This window comes from Bradyrhizobium sp. 187, from assembly GCF_023101005.1.
Classification (GTDB): domain Bacteria; phylum Pseudomonadota; class Alphaproteobacteria; order Rhizobiales; family Xanthobacteraceae; genus Bradyrhizobium; species Bradyrhizobium canariense_D.
In genome coordinates this window covers 106,845-119,578 of record NZ_CP064694.1, presented here as the reverse complement: position 1 = coordinate 119,578, position 12,734 = coordinate 106,845, and the positions used below count along the sequence as shown (strand labels likewise).

7 protein-coding genes and 2 pseudogenes are annotated in these 12,734 nt (G+C 58.5%); 4 read left to right on the top strand and 5 right to left on the bottom strand.

Features of this window, described 5'->3' with window-relative positions; genetic code table 11:
• Window positions 1-392: 392 nt before the first annotated feature.
• The gene (gene nolL, locus IVB19_RS37695) at window positions 393-1,514 is read left to right on the top strand and encodes a nodulation factor fucose acetyltransferase NolL (RefSeq protein ID WP_276017749.1); all 1,122 of its coding nucleotides are present in this window, start codon (window positions 393-395) and stop codon (window positions 1,512-1,514) included.
• A 526-nt stretch (window positions 1,515-2,040) separates the two neighbouring features.
• Here the strand turns inward: nolL and IVB19_RS37690 are convergent.
• The 5 genes and pseudogenes from IVB19_RS37690 to IVB19_RS40890 all read right to left on the bottom strand — a co-directional run.
• Window positions 2,041-3,099: pseudogene (locus IVB19_RS37690) on the bottom strand (aminotransferase class I/II-fold pyridoxal phosphate-dependent enzyme); the annotation flags it as partial.
• Between the two features lie 82 nt (window positions 3,100-3,181).
• Window positions 3,182-3,535, bottom strand: coding sequence for an aspartate 1-decarboxylase (panD, locus tag IVB19_RS37685; protein ID WP_247822197.1), 354 nt, complete (start codon window positions 3,533-3,535; stop codon window positions 3,182-3,184).
• Window positions 3,520-4,591 (bottom strand): annotated as a pseudogene (bioB, locus tag IVB19_RS37680) (biotin synthase BioB). The gene panD and the pseudogene bioB overlap by 16 nt, the downstream one beginning before the upstream one ends.
• A 557-nt stretch (window positions 4,592-5,148) precedes the next feature.
• On the bottom strand, window positions 5,149-5,322 hold the full coding sequence (locus IVB19_RS40895) for a DUF7694 domain-containing protein (protein WP_524536789.1): 174 nt from the start codon (window positions 5,320-5,322) through the stop codon (window positions 5,149-5,151).
• Between the two features lie 13 nt (window positions 5,323-5,335).
• The gene (locus tag IVB19_RS40890; protein WP_524536806.1) at window positions 5,336-5,404 is read right to left on the bottom strand and encodes a hypothetical protein; all 69 of its coding nucleotides are present in this window, start codon (window positions 5,402-5,404) and stop codon (window positions 5,336-5,338) included.
• Between the two features lie 4,524 nt (window positions 5,405-9,928).
• Between IVB19_RS40890 and IVB19_RS37675 the strand changes: the two genes are divergently transcribed.
• The 3 genes from IVB19_RS37675 to fcl are packed head-to-tail and all read left to right on the top strand — an operon-like array spanning window position 9,929 to window position 12,541.
• Window positions 9,929-10,453: a hypothetical protein gene (locus IVB19_RS37675; RefSeq protein ID WP_247822196.1), complete on the top strand. Its 525-nt coding sequence runs from the start codon at window positions 9,929-9,931 to the stop codon at window positions 10,451-10,453.
• A 44-nt stretch (window positions 10,454-10,497) separates the two neighbouring features.
• The gene (gene gmd / locus IVB19_RS37670; RefSeq protein ID WP_247822195.1) at window positions 10,498-11,583 is read left to right on the top strand and encodes a GDP-mannose 4,6-dehydratase; all 1,086 of its coding nucleotides are present in this window, start codon (window positions 10,498-10,500) and stop codon (window positions 11,581-11,583) included.
• A complete protein-coding gene (gene fcl / locus IVB19_RS37665) occupies window positions 11,555-12,541 on the top strand; it encodes a GDP-L-fucose synthase (RefSeq protein ID WP_276017748.1) in 987 nt (328 codons plus the stop codon). Before gmd ends, fcl begins: the two co-directional genes overlap by 29 nt.
• Window positions 12,542-12,734 lie beyond the last annotated feature (193 nt).

Sequence of the window (12,734 nt, the reverse complement as noted above, 5' to 3'; positions counted from 1 at the left end):
CCCCTATTAGGCGTGAGCGCCTCGGCGGCAAGCGAAGGTGATGGACCAAATGTCAACTATGCTGGGCGGACGGAAGACGCCCGACGCATCTGCCGGGTCTGAGATGCGTCGGGCTGAGTGGGAGACCGATCGCGACAGTCTTCCTCCCAGAACCGCGTCTGCAAATAGTATGCCGCCGTACTGCTACATCAATACCTCAAATTAGATATGTGCTCTGCCGCGAAGTTCCGCGAGACATTCAGAGACGCTCGGCCCAAAGCTCGTTCTTCAAGGCCTAAAAAGCTGAGCTTATTCCCCTTCCAAAAAGTCCCGCCATCACCTTTCATCTGGATCAAAAATGAGGCAGAAGAAGCGGACAACGGGCCGCCGGCTCATCAACAACAGATATCTAGGTGTTTGATACATTGCTAGGCGTGACTGGAACGATCGCCCCGAGCTCGCGCACGACAGAGGCAAACGATCGAGATCTAAGCTTAGACTTCGCGAAAGGTGCGCTCATTGTTTTGGTGATCGTTGGGCACCTGATCCAGTATGTCATCTACCGAGGTGACGGGTTTTGGTATTCGCCGTACTACAAATCGATCTATATGTTTCACATGCCACTCTTTATGGCGATAAGCGGATATCTTTCTTCTCGATCGCTGCTGCAAAAATCGTTCACTCGAGGCGCCAGCAACCGTGCGAAGCAGCTCTTGCTGCCGATGCTGTTTTGGTGGACGTTCATGGAGACAGTTAAGCTGGCGGCATTGTGGCGCGCGACCAGCCTAACGAGCGGACTTTTGGAACTTGTAGACGATTTCGCTGGCACATACTGGTTCATCTGGGCCACGTTTGTTTCCTACCTTGTCATCAAGATTTCTTGCCGGCTCAACCAGCGATCTTGGGTCATATCTGGCTTAGCCATACTGGTCGCACTCGCGCCTCTGACATTCTCCATATCGCCCCTAATCAGATTCACTTACCCATTCTTCTGCTTCGGCTTCTTGCTTGCTCGATCAAGAGAACGATGGACGAGTACGTCTCGACACCACAAGCCGCTCCTGATTCTATTTCTCTCGATAGTGACTTGCGTATGCTTTCTAGCTTGGGGCAAGGACACCTATGTCTACAATAATCTTGGTGTAATTCACGATTTTCGGTCGGCTAAAGACGTGCTTCTGATGTTTGTTGGCTCTGCAGCTGCCTCAGCAATCGCTATCGAACTCCTGCTGCAATGCTGGAGCGTTGGCCATTCAAATCGGATGGCCCGCTTTATCGCTGTGAAGTTGGGCCAGACCACGCTGCTGCTCTACCTGGTCCAGGGTACCGTGTTCCGTCTCATGGATTTCGTACAGTTCGGAGAACTTTGGGATCTCACGACCCGGTTGGTCATCTCGGGTATGCTCGGTGCCACGATTGTTGCGATCGCGCTAACGGTGCGCTCGATTGTTCGCGGCGTTCCATATCTGTCTCAGCTCGTCCTTGGAATGCCGCCACGCTCACGTCTTCCGCAAGCCAAACCTACAATGAACTAGCTGTATGCATTTGATTGTTTGAGTACGGCAGGGTATTGCGATAGCGTTGACTTGTGACGCGGCCGGAATAGCCTTCGAACCCAGATCCGGCTGGACGTCGTCGGCCGGTCGAGCCGGTGATCGGCATAACTCCAACCCCCATCGAAGCGTCTATTGCTCAAGGTTGTATGGCACCGGCGAACTCAGCCCGTTGCGTCAATCCAATCGACTGTCGTGAGATGAGCTTCGCTGTACCAGTCGTCTAGCCGCCGGGTTTCGACCAAGAGCTGGCGATCGAACGGAATCCGATCACACTCGGCGAAACGTTTCTTCAAGTGCCGTACTGAATCCGGGACGTCCCAGTCGTTCGAACCTCCGTCTCGGCCCGCTGTTGCCCATGCACTACGTTGACTTCGAAGGCGTCCAGTTTACGATCGAGTCGCGCAAGCCGTGTTCCGCAAGTCGATACATTCCTGCGGCGCAGGAAATGCTGCGCTACGGACATCAGCTGCCCAGCGCGAGAGGCTCTCCTGCAGCAACTGACGGCGCTCGTGCCGGCCGGGCCCGTTGGCGGTCTCATTCCTCGGATGTCAAATCCGCGAGCCTGGAGCGCGGACGCTAGCCTCATGGCCCGGGCATTCTCGCGAACGACATAGGGTAGGATCTGCGAGTTCGAAGGACTTCTCTCGTCTCGCGCGACCATCTCCCGATGCGTGAACGCGACAAGCTTCGCCAGCGGCTGTTGGCGCTCCGGCTGCTCCTGCAGGATCAACGGTGCCTCCCGTACGGCCACCCCATTAACGGCTAAGGGCCGGTCGCGAAGATAAACGGGCGACAGCGATTGATTATGAGGTCGCGCAGCACGCCAGAAGCGGTAACAAGCGCGCCGGCAGCTCCCAACGCCTTGCCGCAGGTATGAATAACCAGGAGATTTGCGCGTCCTTCATAGGGCGCTGTGAGCCCTCACCCTGCTCGCCGTAAACGCCGGTGGCATGAGCTTCGTCCACAACCAAGAAGGCATCGTGCCGGTCGGGGATCGCGAGCAGGTCTTCAAGCAGCGTGAAATCGCCATCCATGCTATAGAGGCTCTCGACTACTACGATCCAGACCCGCCTCGCTCCGCCCGCGGCACGCCAGTCGCAAATTGCGCTTTCGATAACCTGCGGGTCGTTACGGGCGCTGATTCGAAACGCGGCTCGGCCAGCTCGTGCTCCTTCTTGAATGCTGGCGTGAACCAGAGAATCGAGGACGAGCAGGTCGTCGCGTGCGGCAACGTTGTCAGCACCGCAAAATTTGCGATATAACCACGGCCGAAGAAGGGCACGGTCTGCACGCCGAAGAACCACGCCGCTGCTGCTTCGAGGCAGCCGCGCTCCTCGCAGTTGCCGCGCAGAAGCCATGATCGGCCGGCTCCGATCGGAGTACCGGCTTCGAGCGCGGTGACGATGGCTTTTTTCATGTGCGGCGCGCTCGCCAGCGCCAAATAATCGTTGGATGAAAAGTCAATCCCGGTGCGCGGCCCGAGATGCCGCAGGCGGTCGTCGTCTTTAAGCGCATCTAAGCCTCCTGCATAGCTGGCGACTTTACCCGCAATCATGAAGTTCATTCTTCACTCGCTGAGCAAGGATGGGCGCGGCAAAACTCCCAACTGGCCGCCAAGGACAGGCTCGTACGTTAGCTTGTTGGATTCAAACCGGTACGATGCGATTTTCTCGATCAACCAGCACAATGCGCGGTTTGAAGAGTCTTGCATCGGCCTCGTCAATCGAGGCGTATGCAACGATGCTTATCTTATCTCCGGGCATCGCCAGTCGCGCCGCCGCACCGTTCACGTCTACCGTGCCGGACCCTTGTGGCGCTTCCGTCACAAACGTTGCAAAGCGTGCCCCCGTCTCCAGGTTGTAGAGTTCGACGCGTTCGTTAATCAGGATACCGGCCGCGTCCAGCAGCGCGCGATCAATCGAGATCGAGCCTTCAAAGTGCAGGTCGGATTCAGTTACCGTGGCGCAATGAACCTGTCCCTTCATCAAGACAATCTGCATTTCTTACCTCCGCTGATGGCTTGCGCGCAGCACGCCTGTGTTCTGATGGCTTGAGCGACCCCAGACGTAATGCCGAGCCGCGCTAGCAAACTTGCATCACGGTCAAGTTGCGGGTTTTTGGTGGTCAGCAACACATCGCCGACAAAGATGGAATTCGCACCCGCCCAGAAGCATAGGGCTTGGAGTACATCAGTCATGTACTGGCGCCCGGCGGCCAACCGTACGACACTCTTGGGCATCATGACCCGCGCGGTCGCCACCAGGCGCACCAGTGCAATCGGATCGGGACGCTCCGCCGAGACCTTCACCGGCACGCCATTCACCTCGTTCCACAGGTTGATCGGTACGCTTTCCGAATGGTTGGGAAGATTGGCGAGCAGAACCAGCATGCCGAGACGGTCATCGACGTGCTCACCCATGCCAATAATGCCGCCGCAGCAGACTTTGACCGCCACCTCGCGCACGCGCGTAAGAGTGTCGAGCCGATCTTGCAAGGTCCGGGTAGATGATGCTGCGGTAGAACTCCGGCGAAGTGTCCAAGTGATGATTGTAGAAGTCGCCGACGTCGGCGAGCCGTGCGGCTTGCTTTGGCGTGAGCATGCCGAGCGTTACGCACGTCTCCATGCCAACACGTTTAACGGCGGCAATGATGTCGCAGACCTGATCGAGGTCGCGGTCCTTTGGACTGCGCCAAGCCGCGGCCATCCAGAAGCGACTCGCCCCGGCCGCCTTGGCGCGCTGCGCGGCGGCGACCTCATCAGCGCGATCCATCAAGCGAGTCGCCTTGAGGCCAGTGTCGTAATGCACGCTCTGTGCGCAGTAGGCGCAGTCTTCAGGACAGCCGCCGGTCTTGATGCTGAGCAGGCTTGCGGTTTCGACGTAGTTTGGGTCACAATTGCCGCGATGAACAGTTTGAGCCTGAAATAAGGGCTCGGCAAACGGCTGCGCGTAACCCCCTTCCGCCTCGGCACGTTCCCAGTCGCGGCGGGATCGGCGCGCCGCTGCGGCCGCTATTGCCTTCGACTTCAACAGCCCCCAAGATTTTCGCTCGATCATACAGACGATACCGTCGTGCGGGCTTCGCAAAGCAACACTCTTGCCCGGTATTGAACGAGAAATATCGCCGAGTTGCGCGGGCATGGCGCTCATTTCAGACTAATCGCCGCCCCCTCATGCAGGATTTCCCCGCAGGTCGAGGCAAGCGCAACAACACTCCTCGACGCGCCTCACTCAGGTAACTCGCCGGTGCGTACAGTAGTTGCGCCCCGTAGGGAGCCTCTCCTGATCCAAATGTATTTGGCCGCCCGTCGTGGATAACGGATCGACGAATCTGCTCACCTGGCCGATTCCTCGATGGTTCGTTATGCGCGTCACATTCCGCACAATAAACGGTGGTCCGGACGAGCCGACTCTGCGAGCGTTGCCTCCCGCCGCCTTCAGAAGCGCAGCGGGTTGGGCTCTGGGCCAGAGTAGCGGCCGGTGCGCCCTTCGGGCCTGTGGCCACCTAGGCTCGCTCGCCGCTGCGCTCGTGACCCCTGACTATGATGAGCAACTCTGCTGGAGTCTCGATCACGTCGCCGCCGCCCGACTTGGCATCGACGCGGCGAGATCCGCTAAGACGTCGCGCTCATCTGCGCAAACAGAGTTGCCGCTTCAGACGGCCCGAGCCCGACGATGCCCACGAACGCTGCCGGAGGCATCGGAATGACCTGACGGGTCGGCCTCCAGAGATGCAGGCAGTAGCGACTATTGTTCACATACTGCGAATGAGGAGGATGCAGCTGCATCACGCATTCCTCTTCATCCCAAAACATACTCTTTGGCGAGGCACATCTCCTCCCAGTTCGGAGATCGCCGTGGCGTCGACACAGAGACATGCTCCCATCCCGGACGGACGAAGCCGACGATCTTGAGTTGGCAGCCACAAGGCCCCTGCACGAAGAAGAGACCGGAAGGACCAGACCCTGGAGCGGAGGCGAATCGGCCATCGCGGACGCGCCCGGCTTTGGCCCATAGATTTGCATCCGGCAGCACTGGTCTTGTCCGATTCGTATATCGAAAGACTGGTACCCTGGCATGGGCAGGCCCAACTACCGCTGATCATCTGCAGCGAACTTAGTTGGATGAAGAACATCGGTCTGTCCGCATCGTTCACCGGGGAGTTCTCTTGGGTTTGTCCTTCGACATCTGATCTATCTTCAATTTTCTCGTCATTCGCGCCTTCGTTGCAACTGAGGCTCATGCAGACAATCTGCGCAGACATCTACGATGGCATGTCTTGGCAAGCCGTGCCAGCAGGAGCTTCTGCTCGCATCTTCGCCTAAACAAGTCCGCAACGTATAGCGTTGAGCTAACCGTGGTTGGTGCAAGATACCAGAATTCGACTGAAACACCTCACAGCCAAAATGGCGGCGGAAGCCAATTCGCGTGGCATGATCCGGCGAACCGGCTACTTTGTCACCCAAATACACGTCGCTGGCTTCAGCACATGATGCATAGCGACGCCACCGCCACGCCAGTTCATCGAGCGAGAGGCTTTTAATTAGACGATCTGACGGTAGGCTTTCATCTCATTCCTTCTCATGTCTAGCGGTTAGCCGGCTTGCCGCCTGAGACACCGTCAATGCGTCATCTATGTGGCCGGCAACCGTGACTCAGAATGGCTTCATGCTCAGAGGCTCGCACGCGCGGACCGCACTCGTTCAGCAGCCTCGCTCATTGGCCTTTTTACCGCATGACGCAGTTTCGCAGTTCAGCCCTAGCGGGCTATGAGCTCCAACGCAGAGACACCCGCGCCGCGGTCCAACGCGTTGACGATCGGTGCAACCGTCCGTCCGGTGGCAATCAGAACTGCCCGTCAACCTCATTTCTTTGCCGCTCCTCCGCGAGGCGAGCCAGCTTATCATATTCCTCAGCGACCTTGATGAGCCTGCATCTGGATGTGTCGTCCTCGAGCGACTCCGCTTTTCTTCGCGTCGCTTCAGCACGGCTTCGCCAATGTTTGGCGTCTGAGTACAGCTTTTTTTGCTTCATACGGAAGACAATGCAATTTTTAGATCAAGAAAATGCGACACATGCCCTACGTAAGATACCGTAGGTTGGCTTTCGCAAAAGCACCTCATTTGCCGTTATCTGCCGACCGCTCTGTTGATGTCTGAGATGCGACACGCCGCTCGCAGCAAGCGCGGCGAGGGGCGCGAAATGCGCGACTCTCGACGTAAGGGCTTGAATCGTACGTAGCGTCAGATTGTAGGGTCTTCTTACAGCTGGCGAGCGTGCTTGGCGTACAACAGCTTCCGGGCGACACAATTTCAAGTGTGTCATTTGGCGCTCAGATTGCAGAACGCCCGCGTTGTCCGGGACGCCGCAGTGAGGCCGCCTCGGCGAATCATTGCAACGTGTCGCGATGAGCCAGCTGCAGGAGAACCGGATTCTAAGATCGCAGCAGCATCGTCGCGTGGCTATTGCCCGATTTGACAGATTACTCACGCAGAGGTCGCAGTCCGGAGATCGGGGCCTCGCAGCTCAGAGTAGAATGGACGGAGGCCATACTCATATCCCGTAGCCGTGATACGGCCGCGGCGACCCTGCAATAGCTTGCTCACGCCGAAACAGGTAGCTGTAGGCATACACGGCTGCCAGCATTCTCGCCAGAGATGCGTCAACTGGTCGCTCATGCCGGAGCCCCCTTCGGGTGCCTGGATTGCCTCCGTCGCCGCCTCCATCATGTTTTTCGTCCAAAGACCGGGCAACACCGCCTCCGGAGTAGCAATAACTTCTGCAGCTTTGGCTACCAAGCAGTCGTTCAACTGATGACCAGCGCGAGGTCAGACCACAAGGAAATCTCGATCTATGCTCTGTCCGAAATGTCACACAGATAACTGGTGCGAGATCGCAATGCACGATCCCTGGAGCGGCCGACCAGTGATCAAGTGCAATACTTGCGGTGAGTATGCCGAGTACGATTGCCTCCAGCGCAAAACAGCGCACGCGATCATCGCAGCTACCTTGGCCTGTAACGTGAGCATAGAGGACCAGCGCGATCCGCGGGCGGTGGCTGACAGGATTTTGGATGTGCTGGAGAATGCCGGCCTAGCAATCGCTCGCGCCTCGAGATGAATGGGAGGAACGCCGATCGGCGCCGCTACAAGGCCCCGCCCGCCCATCAGAGAGCACGGCCAACTGCGCCGCTTGTTCCAACAGCCATTTGATTGCGTGCAAAACCGCCGTCTTTCCCCCGGCCGACCTGGAGTAGTCGCCATAGCAACACTTTGATACCAACAACGATTGTAGCAAACGCGCCAATCTGGACCCGAGCCGCCATGCTCTCAACGGACCAGGGGTGGGTACGGCTTAGGCGCGGGCTTCCAACGTGACGCCCGGCAGATCTTCCCACAAGTATCGAACCCGCGATGATCAACCCGGCGTGGCCTGCACCTGACGGCGCCTTTCGAGGTCCATAGTTCAAAGTTATCTAGAACGGCGAAGTCACTGCTGAGTGCCTTGACGGGAGTTTGGCTCATTGACCAGACGCGCGGCCGATTGATCTCGTTTCCTATTCTGTTCAGCCGCCGCGGCACCGACAACTCCCGGGAAGCAGCCCCATCGTGATGGCGACAGCGGGAGAGCTCGGCTGGATAGACAAAGCCAATTCGCACAGACTCGACAGAGCATTCTAGCCATGGACGATGGATTCCGGCGCCGAGGCAGCTCCTATCCACACATTCAAGTAAGCTCGATTGATTCGCTTGATCACTCATGGCCAACGACGAGCAGCCTCACAGCTGGGCGTAGCTATGCGTGCACACTCGAGCGGACCCGAGCTGCGCGTTCCGCAGACGACGAATACCGAAAGCCAACTGCCTTGGTGAAGCGCCGCCCGCCCTCCTCGCCTTGCGGCTGGCTCCTGGCGAACGAATACGAGTTCGACATATTCACGCGATAAGCCCGCAGGGGGATTGAATCGTACGTAGCGTCAGATTGTAGAGTGCCCAGCTAGGAAGCACCAATGTTCGGTCGCTTCAGAATTCCTGTGCTAAAAGCGGAGCAGGCCGGTCGCTTGCGATGAGAGGTTTTCTGCCAAAGCGGCTGAGGATCGCGCTCAGTCCGAAGAACGCTGTTTCTGTTCTGTCCACGCAGATCACCGGCCCGTATGAAGACAAGATCGCCCACATGTAAGAAGCACCAATCCAGCCTTGGAGGCTTCGCAATACGTTTGCGGGCACTGAGTGCCCAACCAGCCGCCGCGAGATGGATGCGCTATCTCGGGAGCGGTCATGTGAGAGGACCCGCTGGATCCAACAGGGTCTTGCTCGTCGATCACTGTGAGGGCCAATGCCGGGCCATTGTTGGCTTCGAGAATGGCGATCCTGCAACCGCATATATGTGCGGCGAACCCGTTGTGACGAGACCTCGCCAAAAGCTGTCATCATGGTGCGCTTAGCACCATTCCCGAATGCACGTCAGGCCATGGTCGGACGGACGCAGCGTCGTCGAAGGAAAGCAGACTAGATGACCAGCAGTAATTCGAGACGAGCGCGCGCAATTGCTAGGCATCGGCAGTGGTCAACGCGGGAGCAAGAGAGCTGCCGATAGATCCGCGAGCTGGATCTGCTCGAGGTGCAGGCCTGACGATTGCCCCAGGGCCGAACGCCGATCCAGGCAATGAGCCCATCAAGACCTGACGAACGAGTATTGAGAAGCTCATGTGAGCGCCTTGGAAAAGAAATGATGTGAAAGTTTAGCCCGCGAGCGACTGAAGATTGATCTCGGCACCTCGATTGAGGGCAACACCCGCGTTCGAACCCGATAAGCCGGCGATGCATTTCGAGGGCGCGCCTCTAAAACTTACGCTGCTTTCGGCGCATTCGAGCGGGGAGCACGTGGTTTAAAGGCCCGGATCGACCTCTCCACGAGCAGCTCATCCGACTTTTTTCCGCCGAGAGGCTGCAACTCAAATGTGATAATCGAAGTAGAACGCAGTTGATCCGTCAGCTCAGGCTGGTGTCCCCAAAGCTTGCTCAAGAACCGGGACTTTGCCGCGGGCATCGATAAGAGAAGGGGCGCTCGGGACCAGCAAACCGCCAGTTTCAATGACAGCGGCACGTGTTCAAGGCGGCTTGTTGACGCACATGCGGGCTTTGCCTGGTCATAGTACCGCCGGTCCAAAGACATGCTTGCGAGCGCGGAAAAGACCCCGGCGGAATGGTCGCCGAACCGAGCACTGACCTTCAGAGCCATATCGTCCGCGCGCTAGACGCACCATTGTTGTTCGGCCACTCGCGAGTAATGAACCGCAGATGCTTTTCGCACTGAATTCGTCCTTCGGGGGCACAGGGCACGCTGATCGTTGCGATAAACCCCTTGAGGTCCCATATAGCACTGGCCTCGTTCATGAAGCGTTTTTCTGTGAACTCAAACAGCACAGAGACAGTATGCGCGCCTTCACTTTTGCCTGCCAGCAAGTTGATTGTCCAGAAATGGATCGGTGATGACAAGTACTGCGCGACAGAGAACGAATTTCAACGCTTTGTTTGCCCGGCTTTGCTCGCGATTGCACTGGATGAACAGCAAGACTGGAAAACTCTTACGCAAGGACACGAAATGAGGGAAACTCGCTGGCTCAACGCGCGAGTTGACCACGCAGGCACTGTGGAACGCTTCTTGGCCAAACGGGTCTGCTTACCTCCCATCCGCGCCGCAATTTCATTAGTCGCACCCACGCAACAGAGAAACGCTTCACGAAGCCCGAGCGAAATCTTCCAGACAACAAACTTTCGTATAGTCCTTCAAAACCCTTTCGATGTGGAAGGTTACCTCCGTACAGTTGAGCCATTGATGCAATGCCTATACAGAGTCCAGAACTCGGCAGTTCGAGAGCGTGACGCTTCCGCATTCGAAGAGGCCAGACGCGATTGACGTCGTCGATCGGGAACCGACATTAGCCTGCGCAGAGCAACGATTTGTCAAACCAAGAGAGCAAACGGCGGGTCGCTCTAATCACCGGCGTGACTGGACAGGACGGCGCCTATCTCGCCGAACATCTGCTGTCGCTCGGCTATGTCGTGCACGGCATCAAGCGGCGCTCGTCCTCATTCAACACTGCGCGGGTCGACCATCTCTACCAGGACCCGCATCTCGGGGACGTGCCGTTCCTGATGCACTACGGCGACATGACGGACTCGACCAATGTGATCCGCCTGGTGCAGCAGATCCGGCCGACCGAGATCTACAATCTCGCCGCCCAGAGCCATGTCGCCGTGAGTTTCGAGAGCCCCGAATACACCGCCAATGCCGATGGGATCGGCGTACTGCGGCTGCTCGAGGCGATCCGCATTCTCGGCATGGAGAAGGAGACCCGGTTCTACCAGGCCTCGACCTCCGAGCTCTATGGCCTGGTCCAGGAGATCCCACAGAAGGAGACCACGCCGTTCTATCCGCGCTCGCCTTACGGCGTGGCAAAGCTCTACGGCTACTGGATCACGGTGAACTACCGCGAAGCCTATGGCATGTTCGCGAGCAACGGCATCCTGTTCAACCATGAGAGCCCGATCCGCGGCGAAACCTTCGTCACCCGCAAGATCACGCGCGGCGTCGCCCGCATCGAGCTCGGGCTGGAGCAGACGCTTTATCTCGGCAATCTCTCGGCCAAGCGCGACTGGGGCCACGCACGCGACTATGTCGAGGGCATGCACAAGATCCTGCAGGCCGACAAGCCGGACGATTTCGTGCTCGCCACCGGCGAGGCGCGTTCGGTGCGTGAGATGGTGGAGCTGTCGTTCGCGCATGTCGGCCGCCGCATCGCGTGGCGCGGCGAGGGCGTCGACGAGACCGGCGTCGATACCAAGACCGGCAAGACGGTGGTGAAGATCGATCCGACCTATTTCCGCCCCACCGAGGTCGATCTCCTCGTCGGCGACGCCAGCAAGGCGCGCGAGGTGCTTGGCTGGAAGCCGAAGCGGAGCTTTGCAGAGCTCGTCGCGGAGATGATGACGAGCGATCTGGCGGATGCAAAGCGGGATGCGGGCAGTGGCAAACGCACCGTTTGAGCTGACAGGCAAAAGCGTCTACGTCGCCGGCCATCGCGGCATGGTCGGCAGCGCGATTGCGCGTCGGCTGGCGCGGGAGGACGTCAGGCTCGTCACCGTGGCTAGGGGCGAGGTCGATCTGTGCAGCCAGGGCGCGGTGTTCGACTGGTTCGCGAAGACGAGGCCGCAGGTGATCTTCCTCGCCGCGGCAAAGGTGGGCGGCATCGTCGCCAACAACACGCTGCGCGCCGAATTCATCTACGACAACATCGCGATCGCGGCCAACGTGATCCAGGCCGCGCATCAAAACGGTGCCGAGAAGCTGATGTTTCTGGGATCGTCCTGCATCTACCCTAAGCACGCCGCACAGCCGCTGCGCGAGGATTTGGTGCTATCAGGCCCGCTCGAGCCGACCAATGAGCCCTATGCGATCGCCAAGATTGCCGGCATCAAGATGGCGGCAGCCTATCGCAGCCAGTATGGCAGCGACTTTATCAGTGTGATGCCGACCAATCTCTATGGTCCCGGCGACAATTATCATCCCGAATTGAGCCATGTCGTTGCCGCGCTGATCCGCCGCTTCCACGAGGCCAAGGTCGCGGGCGCAAAGAGCGTTGCCGTGTGGGGCACCGGCACGCCGCGGCGCGAGCTCCTCTATGTCGACGACATGGCGGATGCCTGCGTGCACCTGATGAAGAGCTATTCGAGCGCGGACCTTGTCAATATCGGCACCGGCGAGGACATCACTATCGCCGAGTTCGCGCGGGTCGTGGCTGAGGTCGTCGGTTACGGCGGCGAGATCGCCTTCGACACCTCGCGCCCCGACGGCACGCCGCGCAAGCTGCTCGACGTCAGTCGTCTCGCCAGCCTCGGCTGGCGCGCCAGGACATCGCTTGTAGATGGAATGCGGCAGACCTACCACGCCTTCTTGGCGGTATCGGGTACATCGGACAAAACGAGACACTCATGCAGCTGCTAACTGCTGACGGCGCTCATTGTGCGATTGCCAGAAAGTTGCTTTACGATCTTCCGGTGAATTCGACAGGGCTCCACGTGTTGCTTGGAGCTCGCGCACCTCGGGGTGCCGCGTGCGCGATGAAGGGCAGGCACGGCTAGACTGGCCGATAACTATAGCCGCGAATTGGTCACGCGCGCCTTTGCGCGACGGTTTG

Excerpts from the sequence above, each read along its gene's own strand:
- IVB19_RS37675 (WP_247822196.1), top strand. The coding sequence starts at position 9,929 with ATGAAGCGTTTTTCTGTGAACTCAAACAGCACAGAGACAGTATGCGCG.
- fcl (WP_276017748.1), top strand. The coding sequence starts at position 11,555 with ATGCGGGCAGTGGCAAACGCACCGTTTGAGCTGACAGGCAAAAGCGTC.
- IVB19_RS40895 (WP_524536789.1), bottom strand. The coding sequence starts at position 5,322 with ATGCAGCTGCATCCTCCTCATTCGCAGTATGTGAACAATAGTCGCTAC.
- panD (WP_247822197.1), bottom strand. The coding sequence starts at position 3,535 with ATGCAGATTGTCTTGATGAAGGGACAGGTTCATTGCGCCACGGTAACT.